The 17,752-nt window shown below is 71.6% G+C and carries 17 protein-coding genes; 8 read left to right on the top strand and 9 right to left on the bottom strand.

Annotated features, from left to right (window positions below; translation table 11 throughout):
* Window positions 1-55: 55 nt before the first annotated feature.
* From ACRWK8_RS24490 to ACRWK8_RS24460, 7 genes are all read left to right on the top strand, one after another.
* Window positions 56-343: a hypothetical protein gene (locus ACRWK8_RS24490; RefSeq protein ID WP_431873003.1), complete on the top strand. Its 288-nt coding sequence runs from the start codon at window positions 56-58 to the stop codon at window positions 341-343.
* Window positions 344-453: 110 nt separating this feature from the next.
* On the top strand, window positions 454-1,599 hold the full coding sequence (locus ACRWK8_RS24485) for an acyl-CoA dehydrogenase family protein (protein WP_431873020.1): 1,146 nt from the start codon (window positions 454-456) through the stop codon (window positions 1,597-1,599).
* Complete coding sequence (locus ACRWK8_RS24480) at window positions 1,587-2,354, top strand: SDR family NAD(P)-dependent oxidoreductase (RefSeq protein WP_431873002.1); 768 nt, start codon at window positions 1,587-1,589, stop codon at window positions 2,352-2,354. Before ACRWK8_RS24485 ends, ACRWK8_RS24480 begins: the two co-directional genes overlap by 13 nt.
* 22 nt (window positions 2,355-2,376) lie before the next feature.
* Entirely contained in the window at window positions 2,377-3,582 is a 1,206-nt protein-coding gene (locus tag ACRWK8_RS24475; RefSeq protein ID WP_431873001.1) for a thiolase family protein, read from the top strand.
* Between the two features lie 11 nt (window positions 3,583-3,593).
* Entirely contained in the window at window positions 3,594-5,207 is a 1,614-nt protein-coding gene (locus tag ACRWK8_RS24470; RefSeq protein ID WP_431873000.1) for a class I adenylate-forming enzyme family protein, read from the top strand.
* Window position 5,208: 1 nt separating this feature from the next.
* Window positions 5,209-6,393, top strand: a complete 1,185-nt coding sequence (locus ACRWK8_RS24465; RefSeq protein WP_431872999.1) for a CaiB/BaiF CoA transferase family protein — start codon at window positions 5,209-5,211, stop codon at window positions 6,391-6,393.
* A 4-nt stretch (window positions 6,394-6,397) separates the two neighbouring features.
* Complete coding sequence (locus ACRWK8_RS24460) at window positions 6,398-7,045, top strand: nitroreductase family protein (protein WP_431872998.1); 648 nt, start codon at window positions 6,398-6,400, stop codon at window positions 7,043-7,045.
* A gap of 61 nt (window positions 7,046-7,106) precedes the next feature.
* Here the strand turns inward: ACRWK8_RS24460 and ACRWK8_RS24455 are convergent, their stop codons facing one another.
* The 9 genes from ACRWK8_RS24455 to ACRWK8_RS24415 all read right to left on the bottom strand — a co-directional run bounded on the left by ACRWK8_RS24455 (window position 7,107) and on the right by ACRWK8_RS24415 (window position 16,460).
* Window positions 7,107-8,252 (bottom strand): thiolase family protein, encoded by a 1,146-nt coding sequence (locus tag ACRWK8_RS24455; protein ID WP_431872997.1) that lies wholly within the window; start codon window positions 8,250-8,252, stop codon window positions 7,107-7,109.
* Window positions 8,253-8,265: 13 nt separating this feature from the next.
* Window positions 8,266-8,667: a Zn-ribbon domain-containing OB-fold protein gene (locus ACRWK8_RS24450; RefSeq protein ID WP_431872996.1), complete on the bottom strand. Its 402-nt coding sequence runs from the start codon at window positions 8,665-8,667 to the stop codon at window positions 8,266-8,268.
* Between the two features lie 22 nt (window positions 8,668-8,689).
* Complete coding sequence (locus tag ACRWK8_RS24445; protein ID WP_431872995.1) at window positions 8,690-9,457, bottom strand: SDR family NAD(P)-dependent oxidoreductase; 768 nt, start codon at window positions 9,455-9,457, stop codon at window positions 8,690-8,692.
* Window positions 9,458-9,509: 52 nt separating this feature from the next.
* Window positions 9,510-11,108, bottom strand: a complete 1,599-nt coding sequence (locus ACRWK8_RS24440; protein WP_431872994.1) for an AMP-binding protein — start codon at window positions 11,106-11,108, stop codon at window positions 9,510-9,512.
* On the bottom strand, window positions 11,108-11,869 hold the full coding sequence (locus ACRWK8_RS24435) for an enoyl-CoA hydratase/isomerase family protein (RefSeq protein ID WP_431872993.1): 762 nt from the start codon (window positions 11,867-11,869) through the stop codon (window positions 11,108-11,110). The genes ACRWK8_RS24440 and ACRWK8_RS24435 overlap by 1 nt, the downstream gene beginning before the upstream one ends.
* Window positions 11,866-13,080, bottom strand: a complete 1,215-nt coding sequence (locus tag ACRWK8_RS24430; protein ID WP_431872992.1) for a phenylacetate--CoA ligase family protein — start codon at window positions 13,078-13,080, stop codon at window positions 11,866-11,868. The genes ACRWK8_RS24435 and ACRWK8_RS24430 overlap by 4 nt, the downstream gene beginning before the upstream one ends.
* The gene (locus tag ACRWK8_RS24425) at window positions 13,077-14,252 is read right to left on the bottom strand and encodes an acyl-CoA dehydrogenase family protein (protein ID WP_431872991.1); all 1,176 of its coding nucleotides are present in this window, start codon (window positions 14,250-14,252) and stop codon (window positions 13,077-13,079) included. The genes ACRWK8_RS24430 and ACRWK8_RS24425 overlap by 4 nt, the downstream gene beginning before the upstream one ends.
* Window positions 14,253-14,280: 28 nt before the next feature.
* Window positions 14,281-15,114, bottom strand: a complete 834-nt coding sequence (locus ACRWK8_RS24420; protein WP_431872990.1) for an enoyl-CoA hydratase/isomerase family protein — start codon at window positions 15,112-15,114, stop codon at window positions 14,281-14,283.
* 188 nt (window positions 15,115-15,302) lie between these two features.
* Window positions 15,303-16,460 carry an acyl-CoA dehydrogenase family protein gene (locus ACRWK8_RS24415; protein ID WP_431872989.1) on the bottom strand — a complete coding sequence of 386 codons (1,158 nt, stop codon included), beginning with the start codon at window positions 16,458-16,460 and terminating at the stop codon, window positions 15,303-15,305.
* A 272-nt stretch (window positions 16,461-16,732) separates the two neighbouring features.
* Between ACRWK8_RS24415 and ACRWK8_RS24410 the strand changes: the two genes are divergently transcribed.
* Window positions 16,733-17,752 (top strand): ISAzo13 family transposase (locus ACRWK8_RS24410; protein WP_431873019.1); only part of this gene is annotated, 1,020 nt, incomplete at its 3' end.

Below are 17,752 nucleotides of genomic sequence, written 5' to 3'. Positions count from 1 at the left end.
GCTCTCGAGCGCACGGAGCATCACCGCCGCCGTCCGTCCCCCGCGGACGGTGTTCGTGGACTTCCCCCTCGGCCACACGGCGGGGCCTCCCGGCGTGCCGGACACCCAGGCGGCCATCGTGGGCGCCGCGCTCGACCTCCTGGAGGCCGCTTCCCCGCCCGGCACGATCGTCGACCTCGACGTGACCTGGCCCGGGGACCAGGAGTGGCGGAACGACGAGGGCGAGGAGACCCGGAAGCCCCGGGTCGACGTCCCGCAGTACCAGGAGGACGCCGACCGGGTGGCCGCCGAGGCGGCGCACCGCGACGGACGCTGCACCTCCTGCATCGGCCTCGACGGCTGATCGGACGCCGCCGGGGCGAGCCGGCCCTTGACGGTCCTGTCGGGCGTCGGCAAAACTGATACGAACGTCAAAAGCTAGATTCCGCAGACCTCCCGAATGGTCAGGTGAGCATGGACGCCGCGTCGTACGAAAGCTTCAGGTCGGAACTCTTCGAGGCCATCTGGCGGGATCTCGACCCGCTCGAGGAAGAGATCGAGAACACCGAGAGCCTGCCGTACGACCGGCTGATGCCCCTGCTGCGCGAGATGCGGGCGTTCGGGCTGACGATCCCGGAGGAGTACGGCGGCGTCGGGCTGTCGATGACGCAGTACCTGCCGGTGCTGGGTGAGTTCGCGAAGGTCCAGGGTGGCATCCGCGTCGTCGTCCACGTCCACAACTCCATGGCGCACGCGCTCTGGGAACTGGGCAACGAGGAGCAGCGCAAGGCGATCCTCCCGGGCTGCGTCGACGGGACGAACTCGGTCGCGTTCGCCCTGACCGAGCCCGACCACGGCAGCGGGGCGGACCTCGGCACGACGATCGTCCGCGACGGCGACGACTACGTGATCAACGGCCGCAAGTGGCTGATCACCAATTCCGACTTCGCCACCCACTTCATCGTGTTCGGCAAGACCGACCCGACCGGCGGCGAGGAGGCGGTCAGCGCCGTCCTCGTGGAGCGGGACACCCCGGGCTTCAGCATCGAGGCGCTGCCCGAGACCATGGGCTGCAAGGGCGGGCAGCACGGGCTGCTGACCTTCGTCGACGTGCGTGTCCCGGTGACCAACCTCCTCGGCGAGGAGGGGCGCGGTCTGGCCCAGATGGAGCAGGCGCTGGAGATCAGCCGGGTCTTCATCGCGGCCACCTCGCTGGGCACCGCCGAGCGGTCGCTGGAGCTCGCCCTGCAGTACTCGAAGGACCGGGTCACCTTCGGGAAACCGCTCGCCGCCCGGCAGGGCATCCAGCGCTACCTCGCGGAGATGGCGACGGACGTCTACGCGCTGCGCAACATGATCAGCGACGCCGCGGAGAAGTGGGACCGCGGCCTGCGCATCCCGGCGGAGGCCTCGATGTGCAAGCTGTTCGGGCTCGAGGCCGTGGGGCGGGTCACCGACCGCGCTCTCCTCGTGTTCGGCGGTATCGGCTACACCCGCAAGCACCCGATCGAACGGCTGTACCGCGACGCGCGGCTCAACTGGCTGGAGGAGGGGCCGCCCACCATCCAGTACATGGTCGCCGCGGCCACGCTGCTGAAGGGCTACGAGTGGGACCGGTAGGCGGCGCCTGCGCCGGCAAGGTGGTCCTCGTCGTCGGGGGCACGCGGGGTATCGGGCGGGCCTGCTGCCTGGACCTCGCACGGGCCGGTGCCACCGTCGTGGTGTCGGGGCGTTCGAAGGAGAACGCCGAGGAGGTCGCGCGGGCCGTCCGCGAGCTCGGCGCCGAGGCGAGCGTGGCCATCCACGACGTGAGCGACGTCGACGCGACGACGGCGGTGATCGACGACGTCCACCGGCAGTACGGGCGGATCGACGGCCTCGTCGCCAACGCGGGCATGAACCCGTACTTCATCCGCGCGGAGAAGCTGACCACGAAGGAGTGGGACGACTCCCTCGCGGTCAACCTCCGAGGCCTGTTCTTCGCGATCCAGGCCGTGGGCCGGCACATGCTGGCCGCGGGGCGCGGGTCGATCGTGACCATGTCGTCGGTGACCGCGCAGCGCGGGGTCCTGCGCGGCCTGCCCTACGTCGCGGCGAAGGGCGGTCTGGACTCCATGACGCGCACGCTGGCCGTCGAGTGGGCCGACCGTGGCGTGCGGATCAACGGGGTGGCCCCCGGCTACATCGAGACGGACCTGACCGAGGGGATGCGGCAGAACGACAGCCTGCGCGACATGGTCCTGCGCAAGGTGCCGGCCGCCCGGTTCGGCACCCCGGAGGAGGTGGCCGCGCTGGCCACGTTCCTCGTCTCCGACGCGGCCGGGTACATGACCGGTCAGGTCGTCACCGTGGACGGCGGCTACGTCGTCTCCTAGCAGTACCGATGAGGAGTGCAGCATGAGAGACGTCTTCGTGGGCGGCGTGGGAATGACCGCCTTCGGCAAGTTCCCCGACCGCACGGTGGGCAATCTCGCCGTGGAAGCCACCACCGGCGCGCTGGCGGACGCCGGCCTCGGCGTCCCCGACGTCGAGACGGTCTTCTACGCCAACGCGACCGCCGGCCTGATGACCGGCCAGGAGATGGTCCGTGGCCAGATCGCGCTGCGCGAGACGGGCCTGCTCGGCAAGCCGATCGTCAACGTGGAGAACGCCTGCGCGTCGGCGTCGACGGCGGCCAACCTGGCGTGGCTCTCCGTCGCCTCGGGGCAGGTCGACGTCGCCCTGGCCGTCGGCGCCGAGAAGCTCTCGCACCCGGACAAGACCCGCGCGTTCACCGCGCTGGCGGCGGCGGTCGACCAGGAGCGGCTCGACGAGCTCAAGGCCGCGCTCTACAACGAGCAGGCCGACCCTGCCGCGACCGGCGACCGGTCCTTCTTCATGGACGTGTACGCCGACATGGCGAAGAAGTACATGGCGCGCAGCGGTGCGACCGCCGAGGACTTCGCCGCCGTGGCGGTGAAGAGCCACCGGCACGCCGCGCTCAACCCCCGGGCGCAGTACCGCAACCTGGTGACCGTGGAGGAGGTGCTCGGGAGCCGGCAGATCAGCGGCCCCCTGACGCTGCTCATGTGCTCGCCGATCGGTGACGGCGCGGCGGCGATCGTGTTCTGCTCCGAGGAGGTGGCGTCCCGGCTGGAGACGCCGAAGGTGCGCGTCCGCGCGTCGTCCCTGGTGTCCGGCCGTGAGGGCCCCTCGCCCGAGACCGCGGCCGAGCGTGCGGCCAAGCGGGCCTACGAGGTGGCCGGCCTCGGCCCGGAGGACGTCGACGTCGTGGAGGTGCACGACGCGGCTGCCCCGGCGGAGCTGATCATCTACGAGGAGCTCGGCTTGTGCGGGCCCGGTGAGGCCCCGAAGCTGCTGGCCTCCGGCGACACCACGCTGGGCGGCCGGATCCCGGTCAACACCAGTGGCGGGCTGATCAGCAAGGGCCACCCGGTCGGCGCGACCGGCCTCGCCCAGCTGGTCGAGCTCACCGAGCAGCTCCGCGGCACGCTGGGGGAGCGGCAGGTCGAGGGTGCGCGGGTCGCCCTGGCCGAGAACGGCGGTGGCTACCTGGGGCCGGACCCGGCCGCGGTCTGCGTGACGATCCTGTCGCGGGACTGATGGGAGGCGGCATGTCCGCGGTGGGAGCGCCGCGGCCGGTTCCCAGCGTCACGGTCGCCGACCTCCTGCGGCGGAGCTACGAGCAGTTCGCGCCGCGCACAGCCGTCGTCCAGGACGACCGGACCGTCACGTACGGCGAACTGGGGGCGCGTGCCCTGCGGGTCGCGGCTGCCCTGCGCGCCCACGGCCTCGTCCACGGGGACCGGGTCGTGCTGCTCACGTCGAACCGCGCCGAGTTCTTCGAGGTGGAGCACGCCGCCTTCCTGGGTGGCTTCGTCCGGCTGGCGCTGAGCCCTCGGCTGCATCCCAAGGAGGTCGCGCACATCCTGCGCGACGCCGGGGCGCGCGCCCTGTTCGTCGACCCGGAGTGGGCGGGCCGGATCGACGACGTCCTGGCCGGCTGTCCCGACGTCGTCGTCGCCGTCGGGTTCGGGGAGCCGCCCCCGGGCGCCCCGCTCCACCTGTCCTACGACGATCTCCTCGCCGGGACACCGGATCCCGAGCCGGTGCCCTGGGCGGTGGAGGCGGAGGACATCGCCGCGCTGCTGTACACCTCGGGCACCACCGGACTGCCGAAGGGCGCCGCGCTCAGCCACCGCAACTGGGCGGCCATGATGCGCAACTGCCTCGTGGAGATGCCGCCGGTCGACGAGTCGGACCTGCTGCTCCACGTCGCGCCGCTGAGCCACTTCTCCGGCTACACCGCCAGCCCCTGCTTCGTGCGGGGGGCGGGGAACCTCGTGCTGCCCCGGTTCGACCCGAAGGAGACGCTCCAGGCGCTGCGCGACCATCCGGTCACCATCCTGCCCATGGTGCCCACCATGATCAACATGGTGACCGCCGCCGCGGAGGACGAGGGCGGGGAGGTCGAGACGTCGCTGCGGGCGGTCATCTACGGTGGCGCCGCGATCGCGCCCGACCGGCTCCGCCGGGCGACGCGCGTCTTCGGGGACGTGTTCCTGCAGTTCTACGGCCTCTCCGAGACGCCCATGCCGCTGACCTCGATGTCCCGGGCGGCGCACGTGTTCGACCCGGACCGGCCGGTGCCCGAGCGGCTGGCCTCGGCCGGGCGGGTGAACCCCTTCGTCGAACTGCGGCTGGTGGGGGACGACGGCGCGGACGTGCCGCAGGGCGAGGTGGGGGAGATCGTCGTCCGCGGGGACACCATCATGCGGGGCTACTGGAACAAGCCCGACGAGACCGCGACGATGATCGACGGCGACGGCTGGGCCGCCACCGGCGACCTCGGGCGGCTGGACGCGGAGGGCTACCTCTACGTCGTCGACCGCAAGAAGGACATGATCATCACGGGCGGCTACAACGTCTACCCGACCGAGGTCGAGAACGCGATCGCCACCTTGCCCGGAGTCGCCGAGGTCGCCGTGGTCGGCGCCCCCGACGAGCGGTTCGGCGAGTGCATCGTGGCGGTCGTCGCCCTCCGCCCCGGACACACGGTCACCGACCGGGACGTGGTCGGGGTCTGCACCGACCAGCTCGCCGACTACAAGAAGCCCCGCAGGGTGCTGTTCGTGGACGAACTGCCCAAGACGGGCTCGGGGAAGATCCAGCGCAAGCGAATCCGGGAGCCGCTGTGGGCGGCCGAGACACGACGGGTGGGCGGTTGACGTGACGGGCACGGACACGGGCGGGCAGGGCCCGCTGAGCGGGATCGTCGTCCTGAGCCTCGCCGAGCAGTACCCGGGGCCGTACGCGACGTTGCTCATGGCGGACATGGGCGCGGACGTGATCCTCGTCGAGCGCCCGGCCGGCGGTGATCCGGCCCGGCAGTTCCCGGCGTTCTACGAGGCGCTCAACCGCAACAAGCGGTCGGTGACGCTGGACCTGAAGTCGGCCGAGGGCCGCGAGAACCTGCTGCGGCTCGTCCGCACCGCCGACGTGCTGCTCGAGGGCTACCGGCCGGGGACGATGGGACGGCTGGGCCTGGGGCCCGACGTGCTGCACCAGGCGAATCCCGGTCTGGTGATCGCCTCGATCAGCGGCTTCGGCCAGGACGGCCCCTACCGGGACCGCCCCGCCCACGACCTGTCCTACCTGGCCACCGCCGGCATGCTGCACGAGTACGTGTCGGGGGAGCGCACCGGGCCGGTCGGGCAGCTGGCGATCGGCGACCTGTCCAGCGCCATGTTCGCGACCGTCGGGGTGCTCGGGGCGCTGCTCCAGCGGGCGAGCACGGGCAAGGGCGCCCACGTGGACGTGTCCATGACCGACGGCCTGGTGTCGTGGATGAGCACCCAGCTGGTCCCGGTGCTCAACGGCGAGCCACTCGCCGGCATCGAGCACGAGCCCGGGTACGGGCTCTACCCCACGTCGGACGGGCTGATCACCCTGAGCGTCGCGCACGAGGACTGGTTCTGGCGGCCGCTGTGCGAGGTGCTCGGGATGCAGGACGTCGCCGCCCTCACCGGCTCGGAGCGGATCGCCCGCGAGGACGAGCTGCGGGAGCGCATCGGCAAGGAGCTGGCCACGCGGACCCGGGACGAGTGGGTCGAGGTGCTCGACGCGGCCGGGGTGCCGGTCGGGCCGGTGCACACCCTCGAGGAGGTCGGCGACGACCCGCACGTGAAGGCGCGGGGGCTGCTCGTCGACATCCCCGCCGACGGCGTGCGGCCGTCGCGCCGGCACGTCCGCCAGCCGCTGCTGTTCGACGGCGTCGCGGCGGCGCCGACGCGGCACGTCCCCGCTCTCGGCGAGCACACCGACGAGGTGCTCGCCGCTCTCGCCGAGGAGACCACCGGTGCGCAGGGACCGGGCGCGCCGGACGGCGCCCTCCGACCGGTCGTGGGGAGCTGACGGCATGGAGCTCTACGAGGTCATGCGGACCGCACGGACCGCCCGGTCCTTCGATCCGCGCCCCGTTCCCGACGAGGTGCTGCACCGCGTCCTCGACAACGCACGGTTCGCCCCCAGTGGCGGCAACCGGCAGGGCTGGCGGGTCGTCGTCGTCCAGGACCAGGAGCGCAGGACCGCGCTGAAGGACCTGTACATGGGGCCGTGGAAGGCCTACAGCGGCGCGGCGCGTGCCCTGGCGGGCAACCCGGACGCCGAGGCGCTCTACGACCGCGCCGACCGGTTCGCCGAGCGCCTCGACCAGGCGCCGGTGCACGTCCTGGTCTTCGTGCGGCTCGACGCGCTGGCGATCACCGACAAGGACCTCGACCGGCCGAGCATCGTCGGCGGAGGCTCGGTCTACCCCTTCGTGCAGAACTTCCTGCTCGCCTGCCGGGAGGAGGGCCTCGGCGCCTCGCTCACCACGATCCTCTGCAAGGCGGAGCCCGAGGTGCTCGCTCTGCTCGATGCCCCCGAGGGCCTCGCCCTCGCGGGCTTCATCGCCGTCGGCTACCCGCCGGCCGGGTTCAGCGGCAAGCCCCTGACGCGCAACCCGGTCGAGCAGTTCGCCTTCGCGGAGACGTTCGCGCAGCCGTTCGGCGTCCGCACCTCGTAGCCGGGAGCCGCACCTCGTAGCCGGGAGCCGGCCGGCCGCGTGCCGACCGGCCGGCTCTCCGCTACACCGTGAGGATGTGGACGCTCGCCGCCCCGGCGTCGAGCCCGGTCGCGGCGCCGCCGAGCATCTGGGCCAGGCCGACCGTGGCTCCGGGCACCTGCCGGTCACCGGCGCGGCCACGCAGCTGATCGGTGAGCTCGCAGATGATCCGGACCCCGGACGCGGCCAGCGGGTGACCGAGGGAGAGCAGCCCACCACTGGGATTGACCGGGATGCGGCCACCCAATGACGTCGCGCCGGAGCGCAGCAGACCCACCGACTCCCCGCGCGGGCACAGCCCGAGGTCCTCGTAGTGCACGAGCTCCTCGGTGGCGAACGCGTCGTGCAGCTCCACCACGTCGACGTCCTCCGGGCCGATGCCCGCCTGCTCGTAGGCCTTGGCCGCGGCCTGCACGCCGAGCGGCATCGTGGTCAGGTCGTCCCGCTTGAAGTCGTAGTCGCCGGAGATCAGCGACGACCCGGCGATCCGGACCGGCTTCTCGGTGTACTTCCGGGCGAAGTCCGCCGACGCGAGCACGACGGCCGCGGCTCCGTCGGTGTTGGGGCAGCACTGCAGGAGGGTGATCGGGTCGGCGATCATCCGGGAGCCGAGCACCTCCTCGACGGTGAACCGCTTGCGATACTGCGCCTTGGGGTTGAGCGCGCCGAACTCGTGCGCCTTCACCGAGACCTGCGCGAAGTCCTCCTCCTTGGCCCCGTGGGTTTCCATGAGGCGCTTGGCCTGGAGCGCGAACAGCACCGGCATCGACAGGCCCATCTGGCCGTCGAGGTCGTACTTGTCCGGCGGGATGAGCTTGCCGGCGACCGGGCTGGTGGTCATCGACTCCACCCCGATGGCGATGCCGACGTCGACGTAGCCGGCGGCGATGTCCTTGTACAGGCTGCGGACGGCGGTGGAGCCGCCGGCGCATGCGTTCTCCACGTTGACCATCTCGATCCCGGTGACCCCGAGGTCCTTGAGGATCGTCTGGCTGGTGATCATGGCTTCGTACACGCGGGAGGAGAACGCGGCCTGCAGGTTCCCCGGGTCGATGCCGGCGTCGGCGATGGCGGTCCTTGCGGCCGCTCCGCCCAGCTCCGCGATGCTGCGCTCCGGAAACTTGCCGAACTCGCTCTGGCCCACGCCGAGGACGACGACGTCTTGCATGGTGGAACCTCTTTCAGGCAGGGACGAAGCGGTAGGCGAGCACGTCGGTGTCGTCCTCCCGCCACAACGGGGCGATCTCGAGCGTCATGGGCATCCCCGACCGGAACGGCTTGTCGTCGACCGGTCGCAGCTGGCTGAAGATCCGCAGGCCCTGGGGGAGCACCACTAACCCGACGGCGTGCCCGGGCGGGAAGTGCCGGTTGGGCATGTGGACGGTCGTCGCGCTGAGGAGCTCCGCCTCGCCGCCCAGCTCGACTGTCTCGATGTCCTCGCCCCGGCAGTCGAGGCACATGTCGGGCACGGGGAAGGTGACGCGGCCGCAGTTCGAGCAGCGGCCCCCGAGCAGGGTCGGTCCGTCGGGGCCCTCCCGGAAGAGGCCCTCGCGGAACGGCGTGGAGGTGGTGGTCGTGGTCATGGCCGCCTTCTCTCTGGAGGGGTCAGGAGGGGCTGAGGATCACGCCGCCGTCGAGGCGGATGGTCCGGCCGTTGTGCATGGGGTTGCGCACGATCTCCTCGACGAGCATGGCGAACTCGTCGGCGTGGCCCATGCGCTTCGGGAAGAGGGACTGGGCGATCAGGCCCTCCTTCACCGACGGCGGGACCTGCGCGTACATGGGGGTGTCGAAGGCGCCCGGTGCGATGGTCATCACCCGGATGCCGTGCTCCGCGAGCTCCCGGCTCAGCGGCAGGGTCATGCCGACCAGGGCCGCCTTGGACGCGCTGTAGGACACCTGGCCGATCTGGCCCTCCCACGCGGCGCCGGACGACACGTTGACGATGACGCCCCGCTCGCCGTCCTCCTGCGGTTCGTTCTCCGCCATCCCGGGGACGGCGGCCCGCATCACGTGCAGCGGGCCGTAGAGGTTGACCTTGATCCCCTTGTCGAAGGTCTCCAGCGGGATGGGGCCCTTGCGGCTGAGCAGCTTCGCCGGGGCGGCGATGGCCGCGGCGTTGACCACGATGCGGACCTCGCCGATCTCGCGGGCGTCGGCCAGGACGGCCTCGACCTCGTCGGGGTCGGTGATGTCCGTCCGGGCGAACCGGTAGCGGTCGCCGAGCTCCGCGGTCAGGTCCTTGCCCCGCTCGGCGTTCACGTCCAGGGCGACGACCGCCCGGGCGCCGCCGTCGAGCAGGCGACGCGCGGTCGCCTCCCCGAGGCCGGACGCGCCACCGGTCACGACGGCGACCGAGTCCTCGATCTTCACGGCTGTCTCCTTCCGGGGCGGGGGCGGGGGGGCCCACGGGTACCGGGCGTGGTCACGGCGAGTCCGCGGCCGGCTCGGTCTGCGGGAGGTCGAGCGCGCGCAGCTGCTTCTTGTCGATCTTCCCGACGAGCGTCATGGGCAGGGCGTCGAGAACGACGACGTGCTTCGGCGTCTGATGCGCGCCCTTGGCGCGCTTCACCAGGTCCCTGAGTTCCTCGGCGTCGAGGGTCGCGCCCGGTCGCGGGACGACGTAGGCCGTGACGGCCTCGCCCCACTTCGGGTCCGGCCGCCCGACCACCGCGACCGAGGCGACGTCCGGGTGTGCGCTCAGGACGTTCTCGATCTCCTTGGGGAAGACGTTGAAGCCGCCGGTGATGATCATGTCCTTCGTGCGGTCGACGATGTGGAAGAAACCTTCCGCGTCGCGCACGCCGATGTCGCCGGTGTGCAGCCATCCGTTGCGCAGGGTCTCGGCGGTCAGCTCGGGCAGCTTCCAGTAGCCCGACATCACCGTCTGCGAGCGGACGCAGATCTCACCGGGTGTGCCGGGCGGCACCTCGCGGTCGGACTCGTCGAGGATGGCGACCTTCGTGCCGAGGACCGGCCGTCCGCACGAGGTCAGCAGCTCCGGCCGGTTCACCGGGTCGTGCTCCTCGCGCAGCAGGCTGGTGGTGATGCCGACGCACTCCGTCTGCCCGTAGATCTGCACCATCTTCGGGCCGAACCGCTCCAGGGCCTCCACCAGTCGCGCCGGGGCGATCGGTGAGGCGCCGTAGAGGATGACCTCGAGCGAGCTGAGGTCGTGCTCGCCGGGCGTGGTGTGGTCCAGGAGCGCGTAGATCATGGTGGGCACCACGAGGGTGGCGTTGACCCGCTCCTGCTCGATGGTCCGGAGGAAGGAGGCGGGTTCGAAGCCCTGCAGGAGGACGACGGTGCCGCCACGGGCCAACGTGGCGAACAGCGGCATCACCCCGGCGTGGGTGATCGGGGGCGCGACCAGGTACCGGGGATGGGCCGGGAACTGCCACGCCGAGTGACCCGCACGAGCGAGCTCCACCATGGCGCGCTGGGGCAGCATGACGCCCTTGGGGCGGCCGGTCGTCCCTCCCGTGTACTGCAGCCACGCGATGTCCTCCGGCCCGGCGGGCCCGGGTTCCAGCGGCCGCGGTTCGTGGCGCGCCATGGCCGCGAAGAGGTCCTCGCCCCCCTCGGCCTCGCCGAAGACGAGCAGGTGCCGCACGGTGGAGGCCCGCTCGAGGATCTGCCGGCCGGCCTCCGCGAAGAGTGGATGGACGACGAGGACCTCGATCTCCGCGTCGTCGCAGATCCACACGTGGTCGTCGACCGAGCCCATGGGGTGGAGCCCGGTGTACCGCCCACCGAGCAGGTATGTGGCCGCCTGCGTGAGCCACACCTCGGGCAGGTTGACGCTCAGCGCGCCGACCGCTCCGCGGTACCCGATCCCCAGCTCCGCCAGGACCTGCTGGATCCGGCTCATGGACTCCGCGCCCTCGGCGAAGGTCATCCGCCGGTCGCCCAGGACGAACGCCTCCCGCTCGGGGAACCGCTGGAACGCCTCGACGATCGCTTCGCTGTAGACCGCGCCGCCGGTGTACAGGTCCGATGCACCGGCCGGGGAGGGGGCGCCCATCAGCGCCGGCCTCCCGCCAGGAACGTGCGGACCCGCTCGGCGACGGCCGGGTCGGCGGCCAGCGACGTGAGTGACCGGATCTCCTCCTGCAGGTGGACCTCCAGGGGCTCGCTCGCGTCGACCAGCGCACGGCTCGCGACGACGGCCTCGCGGGGCGCCCGCCCGAGCGCGGCGGCGACCGTCTGCGCGGCCTCGAGCACCGTCCCCTCGGGCGCGATCTCGTCCACCAGTCCCCACGCCAGTGCCTGCTCGGCGCCGATCCCCGCCGGGTCCAGGAGCAGGCGCAGGGCCCGCGACCGGTTGACGGTGCGGGGGAGGAAGTACGACGTCCCCGTGTCCGGTGACAGCCCGAGCGCCCCGAAGCCGCCGATGAACCGCACCCCGGGTTCGCTGATGCGGAGGTCGCAGCTGAGCGCCAGGCCGACGCCGGCCCCGGCCACCGCACCGTTCAGCGCGGCGACGACGGGCGGGCCGCTGTGCAGCAGGCCCACGACCTCCACAGCCGCGTGCGCCGTCGCCGACAGCGTCTCGAGCACCAGGCTGTCGCCGTCCAGGAAGCTGCCCAGGTCACCCCCGCCGCAGAACAGCCGTCCCGTGCCGGTGAGCACGATCGCCCGTGCCGTGGCCGTTGACCTGAGCGCCTCGGCCAGCGCGGCGCACGTCTCGAGGTTGATCGCGTTGGCGGGTGGATGGTCGAGGCGGACGACGGCGACCTCGTCGCTGCCGACCTCGGTGTGCACCAGCCCGGCGACGGCGGTCATGGCTGCCTCCGGTCGACCACGAGCGGCTCGTCGGCCGAGATGCCGCCCGGGGCCTCGACGCGGACCTCGTCGGGGCGCATCCGGGCCAGCGCGAGGAAGGTCTCCGACGCCTGCTGCGCCAGGTCGGGGGCCGTCCCGCCGTCGGAGGTCTCGAGCCGGAGGAGGACGTGGTCACGCGAGCCGTTGCGCGAGATGACGACCTGGGCCCGGTCGACGCCGGCGAGCCGAAGGCCGGTCTCCTCGGCCTGGCGCGGGTAGATGAAGATCTCCTTGGCCTTGACCGCCTGGCCGACCCGCCCCTGCAGGGGTGCCAGCCGCATCGCCGGGTCCCCGCAGGAGCACGGGGGCAGCACGTAGGAGACGTCGCCGGTGCCGAAGCGGACCAGCGGATAGGTGCGGTTCGACGTCGTGACGACGACCTCGCCGCGCTCGCCGTCGGGCAGCGGCGCACCGCTGACCGGGTCGCAGATCTGCACCAGCAGGTTGTCCCCGACGTGGTAGCCCTCCTGCGCGGAGCACTCGTAGCCGATGAGCCCGACGTCCCCGGTCGCGTAGGCCGACGACGTGGTCAGGCCGTACTGCTGCTCGAGCCTGCGGCGCTTGGCCATCCAGTCGCCGAACTCGCCGCCGAGGAAGGCCACCCGCACCTGCCAGTCGTCGGGCAGCCGGTGCCCCTTGTTCGTGAGGGCCTCGGCCAGGGTGATGAAGAACTGGGTGCTGGCCAGGACGACCGTGACGCCCAGCGTGCGGATGAGCTCCGCCTGGGTCTCGCTGTTGCCGACGCCGCCGGGCACCACCGTGGCGCCCACGTCGTTCAGGGCCTCGTCCATGACGAGGCCCGCCGGCACCAGGTGGTAGGACCAGGTGTTCAGCACGATGTCGCCGGGCCCGATGCCGGCGGCCCGGAACGCCCGCTGGAAGCCCAGGCCCAGCTCGTCGTGGCCCTGCGGGTCGAACAGCGGGCCGGGGGAGACGAAGACATGGCGCAGCTCCGCCGCGGGCACGGCGAGGAACCCGCCGAACGGCGGGTCGGCGTGCTGGAGCTCGAGCAGCCGGTCCTTGGTCGTGACCGGGATGCGGACGAGGTCGTCGACCGACCGGACGTCGTCGGGGGCGACCGACGCGTCGTCCAGGATCCGTCGCACCGCGGGTGCGTTGTCGTAGGCGTGGCGGAGCTGGCCGGGCAGCCACTCCGGCAGGGCGGCCGTCATGCCGTCGCCTGGGGGGCGGCGTAGGGCAGGTACTCGCGGCCGAACATCTCTCGGGCCACGATCATCTTCTGGATCTGCGGGGTGCCGTCGCCGATCTCCAGACCGCTCACGTCACGGAGCAGCTGCTGGAGGGGGAGGTCCTCGGAGTACGCGACGTGGCCGTGCAGCACGATGCAGTCGTGGATGGCCCGCACCGCTGTCTGCGGGCCCCACCACTTGATCATCGCGGCTTCCTTGGTGTGTGGTCGTCCGGCCATGCGCAGGGCCAGCGCGTGGTAGGACAGCCACTTCACGCCCTCGAGGTAGGTGGCGTGCTCGGCGAGGGGGAACGACACCCCCTGGAACCGGCCGATCGGCTGGCCGAACGCCTTGCGCTCCTTGGCGTAGGCGACGGTCATGTCGATGGCGGCCTGGGCGCTGCCGTAGCACATGAGCCCGAGCAGGGACCGGGTGTAGTCGAACTCGCCCATCACCATCTGGAAGCCGCGACCGACCTCGCCCATCTGGTTCTCCTCGGGGACGAAGACGTCCTCGAACGCGACGGCGGCCCGGCCGATGGGCTTGAAGCCGATGTCGTTGAGCGCGTGCCGGCTGATGCCGGGTGAGTCCAGCGGGACGAAGAAGGCGGTGACCGAGCGCGTGCCGCCGTCCTGCGACGTCTTGGCGAAGACGACCAGACCGTGGGCGTGGGCCGCCAGGCTGGACGACGTCTTCTCGCCGTTGAGCAGCCAGCCGCCCTCGACCCTCGTCGCCTTCATGCGCATGGCCTGCGCATCGGATCCGCTCTCCGGCTCGGTCAACGCCAGACCGGTGAGCAGCTCGCCGCTGATCACCCCGGGCAGCCACTTCTCGCGGAGCCCCGGCTGGAGGTTCTTCTCCAGCATCCCGCCCGCCACCGAGGCGTTGAACACCGTGAACGCGGCGTTGTAGTCGGCGCCGGCGATCTCCTCGCAGGCGATGCCCACGGTGATGAGGTCGGCGCCCTGGCCGCCGTTCTCCTCGGAGACGCCGAGGCCCAGCAACCCCTGCCGGCCCAGCTCTCGGTAGGTGTCCCAGAAGAAGTCCGAGGAGGTGGCCCGGGCCATGTATCCCGGCGCCAGGCGACTCTGGCTGAAGCTGCGGACGGAGGCGCGGAAGTCGTCGTGCTCGTCGGTGAACAGGAAGGTGGACACGAGTACCTCTCGACGGTGTGGGAAGGGGTCAGCGGCCGGAGAACTGCGGCGTGCGCTTCTCCTCGAAGGCCCGCAGGCCCTCGGTCATGTCCTCGGAGTGCAGGTGCAGGGCGGAGGCGAGCAGCTCCAGGCGCAGGCCGGTGTCCACGGGCTGCTCGAGCCCGTCGTTGACCAGCTGCTTGGCGCGGCGCATGGCCAGCGGGCTGCGCGCTGCGAGCTTGTCGGTCAGCGCGGTGACGGCCTGCTCCAGCTCGTCGTCGGGCACCACGCTGTTGATCAGCTCGGTCCAGGTGGGGTCGGTGGCGGGCAGGAAGTCGCCGGTGAAGATGAGCTGCTTGGCCCGGTTGACGCCGATCTTGCGCGGGAGCCGGATGGAGGCCCCGCCGCCGGGCAGCAGCCCGTAGTTGGCGTGGGCGTCGCCGAGCCGGGCGCCGGAGGCGGCGATGACGATGTCGCAGCAGAGCACCGTCTCGAGCCCGCCGGCGAGGGCCAGCCCGTTGACCGCGGCGATGACGGGCTTGGGGAACGTCTCGATCCGGCTGAGCAGGACGCCGACCCGTTCGAGGAAGCGGTTCTGGGCGTCGCCGGCCCCGTCGGCGGCCCCGTCGCCGGCCTGGCGGACGAACTTCAGGTCCGCACCGGCGCAGAAGGCCCGGCCCGTCCCGGTCAGGACGACACAGCGGATGGCGGCGTCGGACTCGGCGCGGTCGAGACCCTGCTCGAGTCCGGCGATGACGTCCGGGTTGAGGGAGTTGAGCGCGTCCGGCCGGTTGATGCGGAGCCACACCGCCGCCCCGCGCTGCTCGACGACCACCGCGTCTGCTCCGGCCGCTGCCTGCTCCTGTGCCACGCCTTCAGTCACGAGTCCTCCGCTCACCCCGAAATACTGATACCGGTGTCATCTCTACCCAATCCGGGTCGGCAAGTCGAGAGCAGAGCGCGTCCGATGTGCGTCTTGGGCGAATGCGTCGTCGGCAGGGCTGGTGATGCAGCCGTCCGGTCGGGAGCGCTCGTGCTCGCGAGACACGCCACGCCTCCGACCGTCGCCGATCAGCTCGCCCGCGCCCGTCGGAGGAGGTCGCGTCCGATCAGCATGCGCTGCACATTCTGCGCCCCGTCCGCCATGGTGAGGAACTGCGCGCCGGCCAGGATCCGGGGCAGACCGCGGTCCAGTCGGATCCCCCGGGCGCCCATGACACGGGCGCAGACGACGGCGGCGTCCACCGCGGCGTCGGTGGCGAACCGCTTGGCGTGGGCCGCGGCCAGGGCGCCCTCCCGCGTGCCCACCAGGTCTGCGGCGTGCCGGTACATCAGCCTGCTCGCGTGGACGTTGGTCTCGACGTCGGTGAGCGGGAACAGGTTGCCCTGCAGCTCGAGGACGCCGGATCCGAACAGTCGGCGATCCGCGGCGTCCTGCAGGGCCGCCCGGAGCGCGGCCGTGCACAGTCCCGTCGCCCCCGAGGCGACGTGCACTCGGGCCATGTCGAGGGTGGCCATCACCGCGGGGAAGCCCTGCCCGGGAGGAGCCAGGACGCGGCCCTCGTCCAGGTAGACGTCGTCGAAAACGAGATCGGCGACCGGCATAAACGACGCCGACGACTTCTCGTACATCGGGCCGACGGTGACGCCGGGATCGTCGGCCTGGACCAGGACCACCATCATGTCGTCGGTGCCCGTGGTCGCGTCCCCGCTGCGGCAGAGGACGACGAAGACGTCGGCCTGGCCCGCGAAGGTCGCCAACGCCTTCGTGCCGGACAGGCGCCAGCCGATACCGTCGCGCACCGCGCGGGTCGTCATCTGCCCCGCGACGTCCGAGCCGCCACCCTCCTCGGTGATCAGGATCCCGGCGAGTGCTCGTCCGGCCGCGAGCTCCTCGATCCAGGACTCCGCCGATGATCCCGGAGCGGCCAACGAGACGGCGCGCGTCGCAAAGTTGTGCACGGACAGGCACAGCGCGTAGAAGCCGTCGGCCTCGCTGAGGACCTCGAAGATCGGCGCGACGTCGGCACACGACAGGTCCTGGCCGCCGTACCGGCGCGGAACGTAGTAGCCGGCCAGGCCGAGCTCGCCGGCGGCGCGGAGGGCGTCGCGGGGGAAGACGTCGGACCGGTGCCACGCGTCGGCCGACGGCTGAACCGTGTCGCGCGCGTGAACGCGGGCCGCCTCCACGATTGCGGTGTCGGTAAGGGTGGACGCAGGAGTCGGCATGGACGCCCCTTCCGGATCGGACAGTGCGGTGCGCCGGCGAGGCCGATGCCACCACTGACAAAAACTGATGCGCATGTCATGTTCACGGACGGGATCGACCATGTCCAGGGCATGGCCTCCCGAGGACCGAAGAGCGGATGCGCCTCGCTCAGTGTCGTGGTGGCTAAGGGACCGGAAGGGATCAGTTCCATCTTCGGCCCCGGAGGGCCACGCTTGGTCGGGTGACGATCACCGGTGTCGCCGATGCGGTGCTGATCGAGAAGTTCGCCAGCATGTTCCCGCACCTGAACGAGCGGCAGCGTCGACTGCTGGCGGGGGCAGAGGCGCGGGCGCTGGGCCGAGGCGGTGTCGCCCAGGTGGCCCGCACCAGTGGGCTGCATCCGGAGACGGTCGCCAGCGGCTTCGCCGAACTGGCCGGCGGTGCGCCGGTGACCGAACGGGCCCGTCGCCCGGGGGGCGGACGCAAGCCGTTGACCGAGACTGATCCGGAGCTGCTGCCCGCGCTGCAGCAGCTGGTCGAGCCCGACGCCCGCGGCGATCCGACCTCACCACTGCTCTGGACGGCCAAGTCCACCCGACAGCTGGCGCGGGAGTTGACCAAGCAAGGCCATCGGATCAGTCACGTCGTGGTCGGCGAACTGCTGCACAAGCTGGGCTTCAGCCTGCAGGCCAACGCCAAGACCCGAGAGGGCCGCCAGCACCCCGACCGAGATGCCCAGTTCGGCCACATCAACTCCACCGTCGCCGCGTCACTCGCCGCAGGCGAGCCGGTGATCAGCGTGGACACCAAGAAGAAGGAACTGATCGGCGACTTCAAGAACGGCGGCCGCGAGTGGCGCCCGAAGGGTGAGCCGGTCGAGGTGCGCACCCACGACTTCAAAGACCCCGAGCTGGGCAAGGCGATCCCCTACGGGATCTACGACCTGGCCAACAACGAGGGCTGGGTGTCGGTCGGGGTCGATCACGACACCGCCGCCTTCGCCGTCGCCTCCATCCGGTCCTGGTGGGACCACCTGGGCAGGACGCGCTTCCCATCCGCGACGACGCTGACCATCACCGCCGACTGCGGCGGCTCCAACAGCTACCGCACCCGGCTGTGGAAGACCGAGCTGCAGCGGCTGGCCGACGAAACCGGCCTGACCGTCCAGGTCTGCCACTTGCCCCCGGCCACCAGCAAGTGGAACAAGATCGAGCACCGGCTGTTCAGCTTCATCACCATCAACTGGCGCGGCAAACCACTGGAGAGCCTGCAGGTCATCATCGACCTGATCGCCTCGACCACGACCAGCACC

The sequence above is a fragment of the Nocardiopsis eucommiae genome, from assembly GCF_965344335.1.
Lineage (GTDB): Bacteria > Actinomycetota > Actinomycetes > Streptosporangiales > Streptosporangiaceae > Nocardiopsis > Nocardiopsis eucommiae.
Note: the sequence above shows the minus strand (reverse complement) of the source record. Positions and strands in the feature narration are given on the sequence as shown.

What these genes read in the sequence shown, in the direction of transcription:
- ACRWK8_RS24475 (WP_431873001.1), top strand. Translation starts at nt 2,377, where the DNA reads ATGAGAGACGTCTTCGTGGGCGGCGTGGGAATGACCGCCTTCGGCAAG.
- ACRWK8_RS24470 (WP_431873000.1), top strand. Translation starts at nt 3,594, where the DNA reads ATGTCCGCGGTGGGAGCGCCGCGGCCGGTTCCCAGCGTCACGGTCGCC.
- ACRWK8_RS24485 (WP_431873020.1), top strand. Translation starts at nt 454, where the DNA reads ATGGACGCCGCGTCGTACGAAAGCTTCAGGTCGGAACTCTTCGAGGCC.
- ACRWK8_RS24440 (WP_431872994.1), bottom strand. Translation starts at nt 11,108, where the DNA reads ATGGGCGCCCCCTCCCCGGCCGGTGCATCGGACCTGTACACCGGCGGC.
- ACRWK8_RS24460 (WP_431872998.1), top strand. Translation starts at nt 6,398, where the DNA reads ATGGAGCTCTACGAGGTCATGCGGACCGCACGGACCGCCCGGTCCTTC.
- ACRWK8_RS24450 (WP_431872996.1), bottom strand. Translation starts at nt 8,667, where the DNA reads ATGACCACGACCACCACCTCCACGCCGTTCCGCGAGGGCCTCTTCCGG.
- ACRWK8_RS24430 (WP_431872992.1), bottom strand. Translation starts at nt 13,080, where the DNA reads ATGACGGCCGCCCTGCCGGAGTGGCTGCCCGGCCAGCTCCGCCACGCC.
- ACRWK8_RS24455 (WP_431872997.1), bottom strand. Translation starts at nt 8,252, where the DNA reads ATGCAAGACGTCGTCGTCCTCGGCGTGGGCCAGAGCGAGTTCGGCAAG.
- ACRWK8_RS24435 (WP_431872993.1), bottom strand. Translation starts at nt 11,869, where the DNA reads ATGACCGCCGTCGCCGGGCTGGTGCACACCGAGGTCGGCAGCGACGAG.
- ACRWK8_RS24415 (WP_431872989.1), bottom strand. Translation starts at nt 16,460, where the DNA reads ATGCCGACTCCTGCGTCCACCCTTACCGACACCGCAATCGTGGAGGCG.